Raw genomic sequence first — 19,785 nt, 5'->3', positions numbered from 1 at the left:
AAAATAGATCATGGCAGAAAAAAATAGAACAGAGCTAAAATCATATTTTGAAACAGGAGATCGTCCAACGCAAGATGAATTTGTAGATCTCGTTGACAGTGCAGTCAATAAAGGACAAGACAAAGCAAGCTTAGCAGAAGCATTGACTACAAATGATACTAAATACATTACGCCAAAAACGGCAAATCATATCGTAGATAATGCGGTACCAAACGCTACTACTACTGTAAAAGGTAAAGTAGAATTGGCAACCTTAGCAGAAGTTACTACTGGCACAGATAGTGCCAGGGCAGTAACGCCAGCAGGAGCAAAGCGTGCAGCAGAAGTACATGCGCCAGTAACAAGTGTTAATGGGCAAACGGGAGCTGTAACTGTTGTGACAAGCGGAAGCGATTCTGGATGGCAAAATGCATTATTACAAAACGGTATTCAAAACTACTCTATAGGTAGTTATGGAAATGCTAAATATCGTAAAAAAGATGGTGTAGTATACATTGAAGGCTTGGTGCGAAATGGAACACCAACAGGAAGTCAAACACAAATATTTACATTACCTGTTGGATATAGACCTAGCACACGATTAATATTAAGTACAATTGTGTCAGGGAATGTGATGAGAAGAATTGATATTTCACAAACTGGACAAGTGATATGTTATGACTACAATACTACATGGACTAGTATTGCTGGACTTACATTTTTAGCAGTCTAAAAAATAATTTAATGAAAAAGAGCGGCATAGGATTTATAATCTATGCCGCTTTTTAATTTCCTTTTTAGAAAAATCTTGATATATTTTTAAGGTTGCAATCTATAGTAAAATTGAATGTCACCTGTATTGTATAATGATCCGCTACCTGTTGCTGGATCACAATATTGTATAACAGATTCTCCTAATTTATCATCACTGTTTTTAAGTGGAATACTTACTGATGAATTAATATTTAAAGGTCCCTTTTTAAAAGTTACACTTAAGTTAAAAGTTCCCCATTGTCCTGGATCTTCCTCATACCAGAAAATTTTAATTTGTTCTCCATGAGTACAGTAATCCCAATTAAAGGTTTCCCAATTCGTAGTTACCCATTTTGTATATTTACATTTACCTCGCCAATTAGCTTTTCTTAAACTACTTTTGCTAAATGTTCCTGCTTTAGTGATCGTTGATGATACTACTGAATTTGTTAAATTATCGTAATAGCTGTAGATTATTTTAGCTCTCATTTCTCGTTTTCCTTCAAACAATTCTCCTGTCTTTTTAAATGCAGTACATCCTGTGAACTTAAATTTATAAATTTCATCTTTTTTATCAATTTGTGTTCTGTGACAATTTGGAACCACACAATCTGGTTCTGGACAACCATTATTTGATGCAGGTCCTGCTTCATTAGGACAATCATCGTCAGCATCTGGAATTCCATCTCCATCGCTATCAGTAGGACCACCACCATTATCACAGTCGCCTAAACAAATACATCTATACAATTCATTTAACTCTAGTACTTTGACAATTAAAAATTGATTATTGTTTATTACTGCAGTCGTAAATAACTGTACTATTGTTTGAAGTAGCATATCACATGGGTCAACAGAACCAAATAATAAATTATTAATGCCTTGACCTCCAATTGTTTGGAAAGAATCTCTTCTTACTAAGGCAATTCTTTCATTTTCTTTAATACCTAATAATACTTTGTCTTCCGGGTACTCACTAACTAAATATTGCATACCTTCTTCATTGAAAGCAGTATAAGATTCAACTTCAGTATCATCTAACTCGGCAGATTGAACTCCAACACTTACTGGCATTGAATATAACTCTGGAGTTTCAAAATACAATTCATCAACATAAATTGTAAGTTTTGGATCTGCTCTTATAACTTCTTCGGAAAAGAAATTTTCAGAAATTCCTTGTTCAAATTCTATACCTTGTGATGCTTCCAGTAAAATTTGATGAAAAGGAACACCTTCTATAGCTTGATCTTTCACCATAAGATACATAATTTCATAATCACCATTAAATTGGTTAGAAGCCTCTTCATAGATGTAGTTTTTTACATTTTCATTGTTTCTGATGGCCACCGCAAGCGTTTTTGCAAATATTGTTCTTGCTTGAGTTTTAGAAAATTCTGATCCTAAGTTAGCGTATACTAACTCTCTAGATTCTGTTCGTACATTTTTTTGAATAGCACTATCATTAGTGTCTGTAGTTACTATATCATCATTATTACAGGAAATATGAAAAATTGCTATCAAAAGAAATATTCCCCACTTTAAAATTTTAGTTTTCATGATTAAAATTGGTTTTAAATAAGCCTACTCTATTAAAGGTTTTTCAGCTTCTACCTTAATGACTGTTGCAACGAAATCATAGTGCTAAATAATGACGTTATTTCCTGTTTCCAAAGCAGTTATTAGTGACATTTATAAATATCACGCGACAATTTTGTAAATATCATATTACTTAATTTTAAGAAAAATCTTATAGTAAAAATTTACTATGATTTTATTGCTCAACAAGACATTTTATAAAGTTGTTTTTATATTTAAATAGTAAGTAGTTTGATTTTTACTTTGCTGATAGTGAGTTGTTTGTAGTGTTTGGGGGCGAAGGTGAATATATTGATAGTTTGAAGCAAAACGGAACATCAACTAGAAGTAAATAGATAAGTTTTGTTCTCATCAAACCATAAATTGGTTGATTGAATTATGCAAAAGATTATCAAACTAGGGAATAAAGTGAGAAGAATTATCGTAGTAGCAACAGGTGAAGCATGACATTATAATTATAGTACATTTTGAACTAATATCTCAAAGTATAGAATATAAAAAAGCGGCATAGAATTTATATCTATGCCGCTTTTTAATTTCATAAAAAGGAATATTAATTCTTCTTTCTTGTTTCTACAATTACAACACCATTTTTTCCTTTATCACCATACTTTCCGATTGCAGAATCTCCTTTTAGAACATGTACAGTTTTAATTTTTTTTGGATCTAAGTTTACAAACTTATCATTAGAAACTTCTTTTCCATCTACAATAAACAAAGGTTTTTCTTCAGTATCAGAACTTACTACTTCAATTTTACTTTCTGTGTTTTTTATAATTCTATACTTTCTTTCGCTCTTTTTTCCTCCATTATCATCATCAGAACTGAAACTATATACAACTGTATTTCCATTTCCTTCCCCTTTTTTGATTTCAATCTCTTCTTCAATAATTTCATCTGGAGATAATTTTTTACCGTTTACGATGATCACTTCTTTTCCGTCTTCTTGCTTGATATTAATCGTTTTAACATCATCTTTTTGAATCCAGGTATTTACTTTAGCGTTTCCATTTTTATTTGTTTTAATAATGATTTTTCTATCTTCTTCTTCATCTTCAATAAATTCGGTATCTACCTTAAAGGTGTAACTTCCTTTTGCCAGACTTTCAAATGCTTTTGATTTAATGAATAACTCATCGTTGCGTTTTCCTAGCTGAATTTCAGAAATTGCCTTATCGTTTGAATTCTCAAATTTTCCATTAGCAGCTTCTTTATTTTTAGCGGTCAATGCTAATGAAATACTACTAATTTCTCCTTTTGAGTTAAAATCGACATTACTGTACTTAAACTTGATATCTTGTGATGAAAATAGCTTCTTGTAGGCTTTTAACTCTTCAATAGTAGTATTTTTTGTAATTACAACAACCAAGTCGCCAGCAACTTCATTTGATGTAAAAACCATTTCTTTTTCAGAAGTTGGAGTAGTGGTGATTTCCTTTGCAATCACTTCTGTATTAAAAAGAAAGACAAAAGCAGTAAGCATTGGGAAAATTAAAATTTGTTTCCATCTATTCAGATGTTTGGATTGTGTTTTTTGTAACATAACGATTCGTTTTTTGATTAATGAATTATAAAAATTATTAGTTAAAGCTGGACAATACGTATGTCCAGAAACCTTCAACAATGTAAGTTGATATTCTTTCTTTGAAGGAGTTTGTTTGATAGCTGCATGATCCGCCAAAAACTCTAAATTTTGTAACATGAATTTTTTATAAATCCAGGCAAACGGATTAAACCACATGAAAATACAATACAATTTAGCTACAAAAACATCTAAAGAATGTAACTGTCTACTATGCGCTTGTTCGTGTTTTAAAATTGCAGTTAACTCTGATTCTGAGTACAACTCCGGATTGTAAACGATGTAATTAAAAAATGAAAAAGGTGAAAAGGGAGAAGTTGTCTCAATATATATAAATTGCTTATCTCTTCGAGAAACCTTTGAAGTCCATAATAATTTAAATAAGGAAAAAAGTTCGATCAAAAACTTACAAAAGAAAAACAAGACGCCAATTATATAGGTGTAGAATAAAATACTTGCCCAAGAAATAGAAGTTTCTTGTATTACGTTAGCACCAGTAAACTCAAAAGTTCCATTAGTGTTACTAATAATAGCAGGGATTTCGATATACTTCGTAATCACCAAAAACGGTAATGCCAAAGACACAATCATTCCACTTAACAAGAAAAAACGATTTTCAGTAAAAAAAGTTTCTTTTCCTAACACTAAAAAATACAAGCCCAGAAACAATACTAAAATCCCTGAACTTTTTGCGAAAAATATCATTAATTCATTCATGACTGTTCTTTTTCAATAAGGTTAATAATCTCTTTCAAATCTTCAACACTAATCTTTTCTTCCTTCGCAAAAAATGAAATTACATTCTTGTATGAATCATTAAAATAATGTTGAATCGCAGAAGCCATGTACTTTTTACGATACGCTTCTTTAGTTACCACAGGATAATATTGATGCGTATTTCCATAAGCATTATGGCTAACATATCCTTTCTCTTCCAGGTTTCTAACAATGGTAGATAAAGTATTATAGTGAGGTTTCTTCGTTTTAATTTCTGCTATCACATCTTTTACAAAAGCTTTTTCAAGCTTCCAGATGATATGCATGATTTCTTCTTCCTTATTTGTGAGTTTTTGCATGAGTCAATACAAATTAATGTGAACTTATTTTTTAATACACAACAAATATAAACTAAAAAAACAGTTATACAACTATAAAAATAGTTAGATAACGAATTTTATAGTTTATTTAACATGTAAAAGGAAATAGTATCTTCGCAAAAAAAAATATTTTCAATGGAAAACATAGCTTATGTAATTATTGGGTTAGTACTACTTGTTGCTGGTGGAGAATTTCTAGTAAGAGCATCTGTAGGATTATCTTTTAAACTAAACATATCTAAAATGGTCATTGGACTTACGGTAGTTTCATTTGCAACGTCTGCACCTGAATTACTGGTAAGTATAAACGCTGCTTTTAATGAATCGCCAGCAATTGCAATCAATAATGTTATAGGTTCTAATATTGCGAATATTGGTTTAGTACTAGGAATTACAGCTATTATAGGACCCATAGCTGTCAACAATACCTTTTACAAGTTGACTTGGCCAGCATTGATGATATTTTCACTACTAATCTATTATTTTTTATGGAATGATAGTATGTTAACACGTTTAGAAGGCGCAATATTGCTTACAGGTTTAATTGCGTTTTTGGTAATACTTATTCGCTCCGCAAGAAAAAATAAAGATGAAGTTGATATAGAAGAAGTAGATGAAGCAGCAGCAACAATTTCATATATTAAAATATTTATGTGGTTGCTTGTAGGTGCAGTAGGCCTGTATTTTGGATCGGAGTTTCTAGTAGAAGGAGCTAAAAACATCGCAGAAGAAATGCAAATCAAGCAAAGTGTTATTGCAATTACGATGATTGCTATTGGGACCAGTGTGCCAGAATTAGCTGCTTCCGTCATAGCGGCAATTAAAAAAGAAAAAGCAATCTCTTTAGGAAACTTAATAGGTTCAAATATTTTTAATATCGCATCCGTATTAGGTTTAACGTCAATTATTACGCAAATTCCAGTTAAAGAAGCTTTAATTATTAATAGAGATATTCTCTGGATGTTAGGATTTGCCTTTGTGTTATTTCCTCTTGCTTTTGTGCCCAAAAAGTTTGGAATAGAACGTTATGAAGGTGTTTTACTCTTTTTGGCATACATCACCTTTATCTATCTAGTTTTTTAAATACTAATTTTATCAAAAAACATACAAACAAAAAAATAGCTTACGAAAAACCGTAAGCTATTTTTATATGTCATAACCTATATAATTAATATCCAGCAGATTTAACTGTCTTGATAATTCTTCCTGCAATCTTGTATGGATCACCATTAGAAGCTGGTCTTCTGTCTTCTAACCAACCTTTCCATCCTTTTTCCACAGTAATAATTGGAATACGGATAGAAGCACCACGATCTGAAATTCCGTAGCTAAAGTCATTAATTGAAGCAGTTTCGTGATCTCCTGTTAAACGTTGGTCGTTAAACTCTCCGTACACAGCAATATGTTCTTTAACAACTGGTCTGAAAGCTTCACAGATTTTTTCGTAAACTTCTTGACTTCCACAAGTTCTTAAAGTAGTGTTTGAGAAGTTTGCGTGCATACCAGAACCATTCCAGTCCATATCTTTCCCTAAAGGTTTTGGGTGATATTCAATATAGTATCCGTACTTTTCTGTTAAACGATCTAATAAATAACGAGCCACCCAAATTTCATCTCCAGCTTTCTTAGCACCTTTTGCAAACAATTGGAATTCCCACTGTCCAGAAGCAACTTCTTGGTTAATTCCTTCAAAGTTCAATCCAGCATCAATACATAAATCAGCATGCTCTTCTACTAAATCTCTACCGTGAGTATTTTTTCCACCAACAGAACAATAGTACATTCCTTGTGGCGCAGGATATCCACCAATTGGGAAACCTAAAGGTAACTGTGTTTTAGAATCCATGATGAAATATTCTTGCTCAAATCCAAACCAGAAGTCATTGTCTTCATCTTCAATTGTAGCTCTACCGTTAGAAACGTGTGGCGTACCATCAGCATTTAAAACTTCAGTCATTACTAAATAACCATCTCTTCTTGCAGGATCTGGATAAATAGCAACAGGTTTTAACAAACAATCAGAAGATCCACCTTCAGCTTGTCTTGTTGATGAACCATCGAAAGACCAAATTGGACAGTCTTCTAATTTTCCACTAAAATTATCTTCAACTTTAGTTTTACTTCTCATGTTTTGCGTTGGAAAATATCCATCCAACCAGATGTACTCTAATTTAGATTTGCTCATAATATTGAAATTCACATTAATAAATTCGAGGACAAATATAAATTATTTTTAAAACGACCTCTAAAAATATAAGGTTAATTTTGTGTAAATTATTAAATGTTTATTAACAACCCCTATTTTTTTAGGGGTAATTGTATTTTGATAAATAAAAATAAGCTGAAATTGATATATTTGTAAAAAATAACAAAATTCATCATGTCTACACTCAGATTTAATGCCCTAAAAGAAACATTAAACAGAAAACCTGTTGAAATTCAAGAAAAAGGTCGTCGTTCAGAAATATTTAGTGAAAACGTATTCAATGAGCATGCTATGTTGCAACATTTGACTAAAGATGCCTATCAAAGCGTCATGAATGCTATTGAGTTTGGAACTAAAATCGATCGAAAAATTGCAGACCATATTTCTACAGGAATGAAAGAGTGGGCAATAAGTAAAGGAGCTACACATTATACACATTGGTTTCAACCTCTCACGGGAGCAACTGCCGAAAAACATGATGCTTTTTTTGAAACTATCGGTAACGGACGTGCTATGGAAAAATTTGATGGCGGACAATTGGTTCAACAAGAACCAGATGCGTCAAGTTTTCCAAATGGAGGAATTAGAAATACTTTTGAAGCAAGAGGTTACACTGCTTGGGATCCAACATCACCAGCATTTATATATGGTACAACTTTATGTATTCCAACAATATTTGTTGCTTATACAGGAGAAGCATTAGACAACAAAGCACCATTATTGAGAGCTTTACAAGCAGTAGATCAAGCAGCAACAGCAGTTTGTAAATATTTCGACAAGAATGTTTCTAAGGTAAATGCTTCTTTAGGTTGGGAACAAGAATATTTCTTAATCGATTCTGCATTAGCAGCAGCAAGACCAGATATTACCCTAACAGGAAGAACACTATTAGGACATTCTCCTGCCAAAGGACAACAATTAGACGACCATTATTTTGGTTCTATACCAACACGTGTCATGAGTTACATGCGCGATTTGGAGCAAGAATGTATGTTATTAGGAATTCCAGTAAAAACACGTCATAACGAAGTTGCTCCAAACCAATTTGAATTGGCTCCAATATTTGAAGAAGCAAATTTAGCAGTAGATCACAATTCTTTATTAATGGATGTGATGGAAAAAGTGGCGCAACGTCATCAATTTAAAGTATTGTTTCACGAAAAACCATTTGCAGGAATTAATGGTTCTGGAAAGCATAACAATTGGTCATTGGCAACAAATACTGGCGTAAACTTATTGAGTCCAGGGAAAACTCCAATGAAGAATTTACAGTTCTTAACCTTCTTTGTAAATACGATCAAAGCAGTTCATGATAATGAAGAACTCATTAGAGCAGCCATAGCAAGCGCAAGTAATGATCATCGTTTGGGAGCAAACGAAGCGCCTCCAGCAATTATTTCTGTATTCATCGGATCACAATTGTCGGCAGTTTTGGATGAATTGGAAAATGTAACGAAAGGAAAATTATCACCACAAGAAAAAACAGATTTAAAACTGAATATTGTAGGGAAGATTCCTGAAATTTTATTAGACAATACAGATCGTAACAGAACGTCGCCATTTGCCTTTACAGGAAATAAATTTGAATTAAGAGCAGTTGGTTCTTGGTCAAATTGTGCAGGACCGATGACTGTTTTAAATACAATCATCGCGAAGCAACTAAAAGATTTTAAAGTTGAGGTTGATGCTTTGGTTGAAGAAAAAGACTTGAAAAAAGATGAAGCCATTTTTAATATTTTAAGAGAATACATAAAGGCTTCTAAAAAGATTCGTTTTGAAGGTAATGGTTATGGAGAAGCTTGGGAAAAAGAAGCTAGAAAACGAGGATTAAGCAATAACAAAACCACTCCAGAAGCTCTAAAAGCTCAAATTTCTAAGAAAACAATTGCTTTGTATGAAGAATTGAACGTGATGAGTAAAATAGAAGTAGAAGCGCGTCATGAGATTGAATTGGAAGAATATATTTTACGCATTCAAATAGAAGGTCGTGTATTGGGTGATATTGCCCGAAATCATGTGATTCCTACAGCAATTGGTTATCAAAATACTTTGATAGAAAATGTAAGCGGATTGAAAGAAATTTTTGGAAATGATTTTAAAAAGTTAGCTGCTGAACAAATTGATCTGATTAAAAAAATATCGGAACATATTTCAGGAATCAATTCGAAAGTAAATGCAATGACTGACGAACGTAAAAAAGCAAACAAATTAGATGGACAAAAAGCCGCAGAAGCGTATTGCAACAAGGTAAAACCATTTTTTGATGAAATCCGTTATCACTGTGATAAATTAGAACTTTTAGTAGATGATAATGTTTGGCCGTTGGTAAAGTATAGAGAGCTGTTGTTTACGCGTTAGATATGCTTTGCTGTTAGACCGCACTTTGTGCTTTTAGTATCGGCTTCGCCTGTTAGTCACGTTTCACTTTAGAGACGCTTCGCTTTTAGAAGTTAACATGTATTTTGTTTTGATACGTCACTACGAGGAGTTTGCGACGTGGTAGTCTGTTTATATGTCTGCTTAGAATTTTCTTTTGAGATAGATTGCCACGAATTTTATAAAATTCTCGCAATGACGAATCTTATTTCTAATGATAACATAAAGCCATAACGTCATGCTGAACTTGATTCAGCATCTCATCAACAAATCAACAAAAAAAATCAACAAATTGACAAATACACTAACAACCAAAAGAACAAACTCTAAAGACAAAGACTTCATCAATTTAGTTAAAGAACTCGATACATTCTTAAGCCTACGAAATGGTGAAAGTGACGAATTTTACAGTCAGTTTAATGGCTTGGAAGATTTACATCATGCAATTGTATTGTACTTAGATAATGAACCAATTGGTTGTGGCGCCATAAAGAAATTTACAGAAACCACAGTTGAGGTAAAACGCATGTACGTACGTCAAAAACTCCAAGGGAAAAGCTTAGGTATCAATATTTTAACCGAACTAGAAACTTGGGCTAAAGAATTAGGAAACTCAAGTTGTGTTTTGGAAACAGGAACGATGTTGCCAGAAGCTATTCGTTTTTACGAGAAAAACAATTACAAGCAAATTCCAAATTATGGACAATATATTGGTGCTCCAGAAAGTGTTTGTTTTGAGAAGAAGTTAGTATAATTTTCGAGTCATAAATAATGTACAAGGCATTCTTGTATACATTTTTTCTTTCTTCATAAATACGGAGGTTTCTCCATGCAAATCAATTTCTTTATCGTAGAATTTAGAAATGGATCTTTTAATAGTTCCTTTAAAATTTACAGTCATATCATCATTATCTGATAATCCTTCAATCTTAAAATCAACCTCAAAAATAGCAACAGTATCATCATTCTCAATAATCACATTTCTGAGTGTGAATTTTCCTTTGGTTGAAGTAGATTTTGAGAGATCAAAAAAGTTATTTACAGAACTGTTTTTTAATTGAAACGTATCTCCAATTTGCATATAATCGGGATGTATAAAATCTTGTATTCGATTGCTGTTACCAGTATTTAGTGTTCGTAAAAATATATTGATTCGTTCACGTTGAAGTGAATCATAGATATCAAGTTTAGGCACTTTCCATAACTCTTTTTCTCGCTCAAAAACGACTGCTTTTTCTTTAAACATATTTTGACGATTGTATGTAGAGGGAGTTCCTCTAGCTATACTTTCTATAGATACACTATTTTTTTTGAAGATTCTTTTTATTCTAGTAGCTGAAAATACATCTTCATAATGTACTTCTGCGCTGTATTTTTTTATAATAGCTTCTAGCGCACTATCATTATATTCCGAGATTATAGTTCCTCTTCCTGTATTTTTCATTTGATACGTTACCTCTTTTTTAGAAAACGTTTGGGTTGCATCAAGTTTATTGAGTTGATATTTTTTTGTTTGATCGTTTTGACCAAAAGTTACTTGTTGGAAAAATAAAGTTAGACAGACAAATAAAAATATTTTTTTCATAAACTACCAAAATACTAACACTTATTATAAAAACGAAAGATTTATTGGTTTATCTCTGTGAGAAAAGATGTAAGCCACTAATATCCTTGCTTTTTCAAGTGTTTCTGATAACCATCCGTAAGTTTTTGTGCTCTAGCTTTTAAATCTGCTTGTACATTTTGTGGTAAAGTTTTGATTTTAATAGTGTTGAATGTATCTGTGTTTAGCTTGAAGCAGATGTTGTAAGCCAATTTTGGATTCATACTATATAAGCTGTGAAAATAATTGGTCATCTTTTTATTTAATTCGCTGCTTGAGAGAGTACTTTTATTTTTCTTATGCAACTCATGAAAGTAATTTGCAACACATTTCGCATCATTGTTGCAGGCGCTAATACTGCTTTTTTCAGTTGTTGAAAAAGTATTAAAGCCTGAAGTTGAATTGTTTGAATTTGAAGTTGAAGTTGAACTTGAATTAGAAGTTGAGGTAACTTTCCCTTGAAATTTTCCGTTTGCCCATGTTCCTGCATCGTAACGTGTTTTATCATAGTACATGACACCTTTTCCATGGTATTTTCCATTTTTATATTCGCCCATATAAAAATTATGTTCAGACCATGTATAACTTCCAAGTCCGTTATAGTCTCCATTGCTAAATTCACCAATATAATATGTTCCATTGCTGAAATCTATTTTTCCAAAACCACTTCTTTTACCATTACTAAATGTACCAAAATAGAAAGCGCCATTACTATATTTGTATACACCAATACCGTTGGTGCAATTTCCAAGCATACAACCCGTTTCGCCATTATATTTTAGCAATTGTTTTGAAACAACTTTTCTGTTTTTGAAAATGAGTTTGTAAGTTTCTTTCTTTTTAGAGTCGTTAGCAAAACCTTTTGTTAGGTTTTTATCATAGAAATAGACTGTGTTTTTGCCGTCAAATTCATAAGTAAAGGCATCGTTTTTGTCAAAAGAATTCACATAGCTAGAAAAAACGGCATCTTTTATATTAGCACTTTCAATGAGTATCACACCATTTGGTTGTCCGTTAGTATAGAATCCTTTAGCAATTTTTCCGCTAGAAGCGTATTTAAATTCACCATATCCATTGTCACAATCGCCACGTAAGCAAGTTCCAGAACGTTTTGCAACCGTATTAGTAGTTGTGTTTTCTCCAGTATCATACGTGTTAAAATCAATTGCAGGATATACGGTGAATACTTTGGCGCTTTTATAATTTTGCAACACCACTTTTTTAGTGTCTCCTTCACCTTGATAAAACACATCTATACCATTAGGAGCATATTTGTATAAATTACTTTTCTGAATCACAACTCCATTGTTTTTAAAAACTACGACAGAACCATTCGTTTTTTTAAACCAATATCCGTGAGCAGTTTTAACGTTGATCTTTTGTGCATTGTAAGTAGTATTGATTTTAGCATTTTTTACATTTTCTAACTTATACAATTGATTGTTATCTTGATTGAATGCCAAAATATGATCTCCCATATAACCTAACTGTGCTTTTTGTACAGGCTTGTTATCGATATAGAAATAAAAATTATCTTCTTTGGCTTTTTTCCAAGTAGCAACTCCAGTACTAGAAGTTGTATTGCTTTCTGCAGCTTTTACTTTTTTTCTGAGTGAAATTAAATCCTTCTCAACTTTTGTGATATCTGTAGTTCCAGTAACTTTTCCGTTACTATAGGTAATTTGGCGTAGTGTAGGATTTGGAAAACTTGGAATTCCTTTAGCCATACTCATATCTAAAAGACGCACTTGAATAATCCAGTTACCATATTTGTCATATTTATAAGCATATGTATGTGCCGTATAACTGCCATCACTTTTTCTAGTTTCTTTGGAAAACTCAAGATCACCTTGAGCATTGTATTTCTTGATAGTTGTATAATATTTGCTTTCTAGTTTTATGACGTTCCCTTGATCGTTATGTGTATAAAAACTTTCTGAAGGTGAAGTTTTATTATATCCAGAAACTTTCTTTTTGATAAGATTGTTTTCAGTGTAAATTTTATCATTTATTTGCCCGTTAATTTGGTAGCCATACTCTGTTTTTTTGTAAATTTCTTTCACTGCAGGACCATTTTCTTTAAAAGAAATAGCGCGTAAAAAGTTGCCGTTTCCTTCATAAGAATAGTTTTCAAAACGATTTCCGTAAAGTCCATTATCTGTCCAATATTTTATGAGTCGTCCTTGATCGTCATAGTTGTAATAATACTTTGTAGTTTTAGCCTTTCTAGTGATTTGAGATGTTTTTACTTTTTTAAGTTTTGGATCAAATTCAGTGACACTTTCTAACTTTAATTCAGTCATAATTTCATTACTTCTAAACTTTTCTCTTTGATCGTATTGTTTTTTATTCAGTTTTACAGGAATAATGTTGCCTTTAGCAATCTTCAGATTATAATCTTCTTCAATTTCATGCATCGGAAATCCTAAGTCTACATTGCGTACTTTTTTGGCTACATAGGATTTTTTGCCCAAGATGAGTTCGTCATATAAAGATTGTCTTGCTTTTAAAAGCGCTACTTTAATATTTGGGCTTTCAGGCGTTTTTCCGCCAGTAGTTTCTCCATTGCTATATTTTATTTCTCGCAAGTAAAAGTTAAAACGGCTTCCGTACAATCCTTTAGAACCTTTAGACAATGTATAGGCTATTATCCAGTTTCCGTACTTGTCATACACATATTTGTAATGACTCGTATAATTATTTCGAATCTCCTTTTCAATCAAATTATTTGCATTCAGTTGAAACGTATATTTGTTTGTTTCTCCTTGCTGTGCCACTAAAAAACCTTGGTCGTTGTAGCTGTAGTTTTCTGTAAAAGTTTTATTAGCACTTTTATTAAAAGTAACTTCTTTAGTGATTAAACCGTTTGTAAGATGATATGTTGTATTTCCATTAGGGAAAGTGTATGAAAGTGAATTGTTTTTATAACTGTATTGTAGTGTTTCTACCTTTCCTAACCCTTTAAATACATTTTCTTTGATAAGTCCGTTTGAGTAAAAACGATATTCATTTATTTCATCATTTTTATCTAATTTTCCAGCATTGGAAGATTTGCTAGTACTGCTTTTTAAAACTCCTTTGTCATCATACGAATAATAAAAATAGAAAACATTTGGCTTTCCAAAAGCGTTTTGAAACTTGTTGCTATTACTGATAAGTTTATTGCCTTCAAAAGTGAGTGTTCTAGTACTGTAATCTTTCTTTAGATAGTTAAAATTTTTGTTTTCAAATCCAAACCCAATATCTATAAATGTACTTTTAACAACAGTGATCGGTTTGATATTTCCTTTTACTTTCAGATTAAAATCTTTGACCAAATCAGTATTTGGGAAATTAAGAATATCTTTCTGTGTTTTTACTTGTTGTGCAAAAGAAAAAGATACAACAAAACACAAAATAAAGAGGAAAAAACGTTGCATGGGAATCACTTTTTAAAATTACACTACAAATGTGCAGTATAATCAAAAGTGAAAACATTCGGCAGATGCCGTATTTTTATAAAAATCTAATTTTCAATGCTTTGTCTCATAGACAACGTTGCAGGAATAAACATGGTTAAAAATTGATCTTCATTTAGCTTTCCTTTCATTGTAACAGTTCCGGCTAAACTTACTTCTTGATCATAAAACTGTGTCAGTGATCGTTTGGCAATTCCATTCATTTCAATAACTATAAAAGCATTATCTTCAGGATCAACTATTCCTTTAACTTGAATTGCTACCTCAAAAATTGCAATCAGGTCATTGTTTTGTTTTGCAACTTCTTTCAATTGCAAAGTACCACTTACAGCTTCGTAATCTTTAATTTCATAAAAAGTTCCAAGATTATCTTTGTTAAGTTTTAATGTTTCTCCGATACGCATTCTTTCAGGATATATAAAATATGTTTTTACCTTTATGATGCTATCATTTAAAGCAACTAACTCATCATTCAGTTCATCTTGTTCATATGATTTATATTCTTCAAAATTTGATACATTCCACAAGTCATAAGCTTCTTTTGTGTATGAAATAGTCTTACCTTCCAAATAGCTAGAATCAACAGATTTAATACTATTTCCCATCATAGTTGCGACAAAAATTGATCGATCGTTCAAATATGTTTTCTCTAACTTATTTTTTTGAAACTCTGTTTTCGAGTTTTTAATAACGGAAAATTCGGTAAGTTCTCCTTCTACTTTTTGATCTAAATGTTCTACGGAAATAATACCTTCACCAGTACCTTCAAGTCTATTTTGATTATGAACAGTGATATGCTCAGTTAATTTTTTTCCATAAAGCGCATAGGATTTTTGTGTAGTTTCTTGCGTAAAGACAAGTTGAACCAAGAAAAATAATAACACAAAGCAAGCAGTTTTCTTCATTGTAAAAAGGTCTTTCTGCAAAATAGATAAAAAACCACTTTTTCAGAAATAAAATTTAAACAATAAAAGTATATTTGCAGCACAACACAACAACTATGAGTCAAGAAGTATCAAAACGCTACGCAATGCGCGGAGTTTCAGCATCAAAAGAAGATGTACACAACGCGATCAAAAACATTGATAAAGGATTATTTCCAAAAGCTTTCTGCAAAATTGTCCCTGATTATTTAACGAATGATGATGAATATTGTTTGATCATGCATGCAGACGGCGCAGGGACAAAATCGTCATTAGCATATATGTATTGGAAAGAAACAGGCGATTTGTCTGTATGGAAAGGTATTGCACAAGATGCGTTGATTATGAATATTGATGACTTGTTATGTGTTGGAGCCACTGATAATATCATGCTATCTTCTACAATTGGGAGAAACAAAAACGCTATTCCAGGAGAAGTTATTTCGGCAATTATTAATGGAAGCGAAGAATTGATTCAAGAACTCAAAGAGTTTGGCGTAACTATACATTCTACAGGAGGAGAAACTGCAGATGTTGGTGATTTAGTGCGTACGATTATTGTAGATTCTACGGTAACGGCACGTATGAAACGAACAGATGTCATTGACAATGCAAATATCAAAGCAGGCGATGTTATTGTTGGTTTGGAATCTTTTGGACAAGCAACATACGAGAAAGATTATAATGGCGGAATGGGAAGTAACGGATTAACATCTGCGCGTCATGATGTATTTCATAAGTATTTAGCTGAAAAATATCCAGAAAGTTTTGACAATGCAGTGCCAAGCGATTTGGTGTATTCTGGAAATACGAAACTAACGGATGCGGTTGAAAACTCACCAATTGATGCTGGTAAACTTGTATTATCACCAACAAGAACCTATGCGCCAATTATTAAAAGTATTTTGGATAAATACACTTCCGAGCAAATTCACGGAATGGTTCATTGTAGTGGTGGTGCACAAACTAAAATATTACACTTCGTAGAAAATCTGCATATCATCAAAGATAATATGTTTGAAATTCCACCACTTTTCAAACTCATTCAAGAACAATCCAATACAGATTGGAAAGAAATGTATCAAGTTTTTAACTGTGGTCACAGAATGGAAATTTATGTTTCTGCTGAGGTCGCTGAAGATATCATTGCTATTTCAAAATCGTACAATGTCAATGCACAAATTGTAGGTAGCGTAGAGGCTTCTGAAAATAAAAAACTTACGATTTCAAGTGTATACGGAACGTTTGAGTACAACTAGTAGATTTGTTATCTCTGTGTAGGCAGAAATTTTTTGTTTACGTCATTACGAGGAGTAAGCGACGAAGTAATCTGTGATTAAAGGAACAGATTGCCACATTTTTTTCAAAACATTTGCAATGATGAATTCATAATTAATCTAAATGCAGCAACTTATTTTTTGCTGCAAATTCTGAAAACTCACGCAATAACAATTTCAATTTCGGATTGATAAACTGTTCGCAGAATGGTTTCTGCGGATTGGAATAATAATAATTGGTAATTGCTGCGCGCGAAGCTTTAAATGCTACAAAAGGTAATGTTTGTGTGATAATTTTATCATCAAAACTGGCTTGTAACTCCGTTAAGATTGTAGAAACTTCTTCTTGCTGCGATTGATCGTAATAATAAATCGCAGAACGATACTTTTCTCGCATGGAATGTTGCACCGTCGATTTATGTGTTCTTAAATGAATTTCTACAAGAACCTTTAAAGGAATTGTAGAAGCATCAAATATAACAATTACGGCTTCTGAAAATGTAGCATTATCGTCACTGGATTGTACCCAACCTTGTGCCACATTTTTTACACCAATCAACGATTGAAAAACCGCTTCTGTACACCAATGACAGCCACCACCAAATGCAATCTTTTGAATCATTTCACAAAAATAAAGAATCTAAAACAAGTTAGCCGAATTATACAAGTATTTCATTTTTTTAAATACATTTAGTGTTTAATGTGTTGATATATAGTTTTTTATGTGTAAAGTGTAAAAAACCGACGATATGTCGGAAATGTGACAGTATTATGCGGTATTGTTATATTATAATGTTAAAATTGAAATTACTTTTGTGTCTATAAAGTTTAGTTTTAGTTATATCTGACACTAACATTAGTATTGAATTATAAATAAGCCTACGTAAACTATTATTTTATTAACCAATACTAAAATTATGATCGGGGCAAATTTCATAAAAACAAAACTAACACTAGTACGTACACAATTGTTTGTGATGACACGTGGTACGCAATCTTTTCTTGATAAGGCATTTAATTATAATGTGTTATCAGGCAATTTGTATGAGCAAGATTTGATGTGCAATAATACATCAATAATTCTTTCACCGGATTTGAAAGCTATTGGAAGCTTTTCAAATACGGGTACATTTCTAATACAAGAGCAATTCTCAAAAAACTAAGATAGATGAAGAAAGTAATTATAAATATACTACTTTGTTTTACATGTGTTTTTTGGGCTAATGCACAAGTAAAAGATAGTATTGCAGATGCGTTGAAGCTCCAAATAGAGAAAGCAGAAACAGATTCTATAAAATTATCTTTAAAAGCAGATTTAGGAAACCGTTTAGCATTCTTTGACAGATCTATAGCTAAGAAGGTTCACTTAGAAGTAGAAAAAGAGTTAAATGATAAAGGATACACAAGCTATCATTATCAAAAATTAAAAGCAGAAGTATTATATAGTCTTTCTAGTATGTATTCCAATCTAGGAAACTATTCAGAAGCTCTTCAATATTCAAACAAAGGTTTTGAACTCGCTTCCTCCATTAAGTATAATAGAATTGCGGGAAAGTGTATTAGCAATATAGGAGGAGTTTACAAGCGACTAAATGATTTAGGAAAAGCGAAAGATTACTATAAACGTGCATTGGAAATTCAAAAATATGATAGCATTCCTAGAGGAAGAATCATATCCTTAAATCGTTTGGGAGCTGTATATGTAGAAGAAAAAAAGTACGATTCTGCCATATATTATTTTAACAAAGCCTTGGCAGTTCCTAAGATTACTAAAAAATACCAAATACGAGTTCGAACAAATATTGCTAATACTTATATAAAAGAACACAAGTACAATATTGCAGAACAAAAACTTATTGAAAATTTAGCATTTTTAAATACTACGGGACTCTATCAACATCTAGCTAATAATCATTTAAGTCTAGCCAAAGTATATAACAAACAAAAAGAATATATCAAAGCAACTACACATGTAGATAGTGCTATTGTGTATGCAAAAAAAGTAAGCTCACATTTATTATTGAAATGGGCGTATTCTAGAAAAGCAAATATTGCACATAATAACAAAGAATATAAAGCATCGCGAAAAGCCTTCCTAATATACGATAAATACAAGGATTCTTTAATTAGTGAAAGTAGAACAAAAAGGCTAGCAGACTTAGAATATGCATATCAATTTGAAACTGAAAAGCAGTTAGCTGCTGTCGAATTGAAAAATGAACAAGCTAAAAATACCTTATATTTTATTCTACTTCTTCTTTTTAGTATAGGTGCCATCGTTACTTTTATACTCATCAGAAAAAATAACAGGCAACGATTACAATTGGCAGAAAATGCGCTAGAACTCAAAGAAGTTGAAAAACTAAAAATTGATTTAGCCTTAGCGAATAGAGAAAAAGAATTAAAAAAAATAGTCATAGAAAATTCAATTACAGAAGAAGTATTGAATAAAACACTAGATGACATCAAAGAAATCATCACACTTGAAAATGAAAAAGAACGTAAAACAGCGTTAAAATCATTATCAGCTTCTTTACTATCTGAAAAAACAGCCAAAAGTTCTACATCAAGCTTGCAAAACTATTTAGATGAGGTAAGTATTGATTTCAAAGTGTTATTAGATACACATTTTTCTGAATTGAAACCACGCGAAAAAGAATTACTCTGCATGATGAAGTTAGGATTGAGTTCTACAGAAATAAGTAAATTATTCAATACAACATTACCTTCTATAAAATCGTCTAGGTATCGAATTCGTAAAAAATTAGGATTCGCTTCTGATGATAATATTATTACATGTATAGAAAGTAAGGATACTTCTATTATAAGTTTAGAACCTACTATTTAAGTAACAATCTGACATCAATTTTAATTACTCTTTAAATTGTTTTTTTAAATCATAATTATTTAAAATTCAGTAAAATAAGTCGTTGAT

At 31.8% G+C, this 19,785-nt stretch carries 14 protein-coding genes; 6 read left to right on the top strand and 8 right to left on the bottom strand.

Translation table 11 applies throughout. From position 1 onward, the window contains the following. The first annotated feature begins 10 nt into the window (after positions 1–10). Complete coding sequence (locus ACOQOS_RS08020) at positions 11–712, top strand: hypothetical protein (protein WP_420574451.1); 702 nt, start codon at positions 11–13, stop codon at positions 710–712. Positions 713–798: 86 nt separating this feature from the next. Here the strand turns inward: ACOQOS_RS08020 and ACOQOS_RS08015 are convergent, their stop codons facing one another. The 3 genes from ACOQOS_RS08015 to ACOQOS_RS08005 all read right to left on the bottom strand — a co-directional run bounded on the left by ACOQOS_RS08015 (position 799) and on the right by ACOQOS_RS08005 (position 4,986). Further along, the gene (locus ACOQOS_RS08015) at positions 799–2,289 is read right to left on the bottom strand and encodes a hypothetical protein (protein ID WP_420574450.1); all 1,491 of its coding nucleotides are present in this window, start codon (positions 2,287–2,289) and stop codon (positions 799–801) included. A gap of 592 nt (positions 2,290–2,881) precedes the next feature. After that, positions 2,882–4,627: a M56 family metallopeptidase gene (locus ACOQOS_RS08010; RefSeq protein ID WP_420574449.1), complete on the bottom strand. Its 1,746-nt coding sequence runs from the start codon at positions 4,625–4,627 to the stop codon at positions 2,882–2,884. After that, positions 4,624–4,986, bottom strand: a complete 363-nt coding sequence (locus ACOQOS_RS08005; protein ID WP_420574448.1) for a BlaI/MecI/CopY family transcriptional regulator — start codon at positions 4,984–4,986, stop codon at positions 4,624–4,626. The genes ACOQOS_RS08010 and ACOQOS_RS08005 overlap by 4 nt, the downstream gene beginning before the upstream one ends. Positions 4,987–5,142: 156 nt before the next feature. Between ACOQOS_RS08005 and ACOQOS_RS08000 the strand changes: the two genes are divergently transcribed. Next, a complete protein-coding gene (locus tag ACOQOS_RS08000) occupies positions 5,143–6,090 on the top strand; it encodes a calcium/sodium antiporter (RefSeq protein WP_420574447.1) in 948 nt (315 codons plus the stop codon). A gap of 85 nt (positions 6,091–6,175) precedes the next feature. Here ACOQOS_RS08000 and ACOQOS_RS07995 read toward each other — a convergent pair whose 3' ends face one another. After that, on the bottom strand, positions 6,176–7,192 hold the full coding sequence (locus ACOQOS_RS07995; RefSeq protein WP_420574446.1) for a glutamine synthetase beta-grasp domain-containing protein: 1,017 nt from the start codon (positions 7,190–7,192) through the stop codon (positions 6,176–6,178). A 195-nt stretch (positions 7,193–7,387) separates the two neighbouring features. On the opposite strand from ACOQOS_RS07995, the gene ACOQOS_RS07990 reads away from it, so the two are divergent. Continuing rightward, on the top strand, positions 7,388–9,571 hold the full coding sequence (locus tag ACOQOS_RS07990) for a glutamine synthetase III (RefSeq protein WP_420574445.1): 2,184 nt from the start codon (positions 7,388–7,390) through the stop codon (positions 9,569–9,571). A gap of 256 nt (positions 9,572–9,827) precedes the next feature. After that, on the top strand, positions 9,828–10,343 hold the full coding sequence (locus ACOQOS_RS07985) for a GNAT family N-acetyltransferase (protein WP_420574444.1): 516 nt from the start codon (positions 9,828–9,830) through the stop codon (positions 10,341–10,343). Here ACOQOS_RS07985 and ACOQOS_RS07980 read toward each other — a convergent pair. The 3 genes from ACOQOS_RS07980 to ACOQOS_RS07970 form a co-directional block, all read right to left on the bottom strand. Continuing rightward, positions 10,335–11,174: a hypothetical protein gene (locus ACOQOS_RS07980; protein ID WP_420574443.1), complete on the bottom strand. Its 840-nt coding sequence runs from the start codon at positions 11,172–11,174 to the stop codon at positions 10,335–10,337. The genes ACOQOS_RS07985 and ACOQOS_RS07980 overlap by 9 nt on opposite strands. 77 nt (positions 11,175–11,251) lie before the next feature. Further along, positions 11,252–14,611 carry an MORN repeat-containing protein gene (locus ACOQOS_RS07975; protein WP_420574442.1) on the bottom strand — a complete coding sequence of 1,120 codons (3,360 nt, stop codon included), beginning with the start codon at positions 14,609–14,611 and terminating at the stop codon, positions 11,252–11,254. Between the two features lie 86 nt (positions 14,612–14,697). Further along, positions 14,698–15,555, bottom strand: coding sequence for a hypothetical protein (locus ACOQOS_RS07970; protein WP_420574441.1), 858 nt, complete (start codon positions 15,553–15,555; stop codon positions 14,698–14,700). Between the two features lie 95 nt (positions 15,556–15,650). On the opposite strand from ACOQOS_RS07970, the gene ACOQOS_RS07965 reads away from it, so the two are divergent. Then, complete coding sequence (locus ACOQOS_RS07965) at positions 15,651–16,832, top strand: AIR synthase related protein (RefSeq protein ID WP_420574440.1); 1,182 nt, start codon at positions 15,651–15,653, stop codon at positions 16,830–16,832. Positions 16,833–16,965: 133 nt separating this feature from the next. On the opposite strand, the gene ACOQOS_RS07960 is transcribed toward ACOQOS_RS07965, so the two are convergent. After that, positions 16,966–17,472 carry a peptide-methionine (S)-S-oxide reductase gene (locus ACOQOS_RS07960; protein WP_420574439.1) on the bottom strand — a complete coding sequence of 169 codons (507 nt, stop codon included), beginning with the start codon at positions 17,470–17,472 and terminating at the stop codon, positions 16,966–16,968. A 546-nt stretch (positions 17,473–18,018) separates the two neighbouring features. On the opposite strand from ACOQOS_RS07960, the gene ACOQOS_RS07955 reads away from it, so the two are divergent. Further along, entirely contained in the window at positions 18,019–19,698 is a 1,680-nt protein-coding gene (locus tag ACOQOS_RS07955) for a tetratricopeptide repeat protein (RefSeq protein ID WP_420574438.1), read from the top strand. The last annotated feature ends 87 nt before the right edge of the window (positions 19,699–19,785 follow it).

The sequence above is a fragment of the Kordia sp. genome (assembly GCF_965224175.1).
Taxonomy (GTDB): Bacteria; Bacteroidota; Bacteroidia; order Flavobacteriales; family Flavobacteriaceae; genus Kordia.
This window is presented reverse-complemented; position numbering and strand designations above follow the sequence as displayed.

Bases quoted from the DNA above. Each gene is read 5' to 3' on its own strand.
- ACOQOS_RS08020 (WP_420574451.1), top strand. From the start codon at position 11: ATGGCAGAAAAAAATAGAACAGAGCTAAAATCATATTTTGAAACAGGA.
- ACOQOS_RS08015 (WP_420574450.1), bottom strand. From the start codon at position 2,289: ATGAAAACTAAAATTTTAAAGTGGGGAATATTTCTTTTGATAGCAATT.
- ACOQOS_RS08010 (WP_420574449.1), bottom strand. From the start codon at position 4,627: ATGAATGAATTAATGATATTTTTCGCAAAAAGTTCAGGGATTTTAGTA.
- ACOQOS_RS08005 (WP_420574448.1), bottom strand. From the start codon at position 4,986: ATGCAAAAACTCACAAATAAGGAAGAAGAAATCATGCATATCATCTGG.
- ACOQOS_RS08000 (WP_420574447.1), top strand. From the start codon at position 5,143: ATGGAAAACATAGCTTATGTAATTATTGGGTTAGTACTACTTGTTGCT.
- ACOQOS_RS07995 (WP_420574446.1), bottom strand. From the start codon at position 7,192: ATGAGCAAATCTAAATTAGAGTACATCTGGTTGGATGGATATTTTCCA.
- ACOQOS_RS07990 (WP_420574445.1), top strand. From the start codon at position 7,388: ATGTCTACACTCAGATTTAATGCCCTAAAAGAAACATTAAACAGAAAA.
- ACOQOS_RS07985 (WP_420574444.1), top strand. From the start codon at position 9,828: ATGCTGAACTTGATTCAGCATCTCATCAACAAATCAACAAAAAAAATC.
- ACOQOS_RS07980 (WP_420574443.1), bottom strand. From the start codon at position 11,174: ATGAAAAAAATATTTTTATTTGTCTGTCTAACTTTATTTTTCCAACAA.
- ACOQOS_RS07975 (WP_420574442.1), bottom strand. From the start codon at position 14,611: ATGCAACGTTTTTTCCTCTTTATTTTGTGTTTTGTTGTATCTTTTTCT.
- ACOQOS_RS07970 (WP_420574441.1), bottom strand. From the start codon at position 15,555: ATGAAGAAAACTGCTTGCTTTGTGTTATTATTTTTCTTGGTTCAACTT.
- ACOQOS_RS07965 (WP_420574440.1), top strand. From the start codon at position 15,651: ATGAGTCAAGAAGTATCAAAACGCTACGCAATGCGCGGAGTTTCAGCA.
- ACOQOS_RS07960 (WP_420574439.1), bottom strand. From the start codon at position 17,472: ATGATTCAAAAGATTGCATTTGGTGGTGGCTGTCATTGGTGTACAGAA.
- ACOQOS_RS07955 (WP_420574438.1), top strand. From the start codon at position 18,019: ATGAAGAAAGTAATTATAAATATACTACTTTGTTTTACATGTGTTTTT.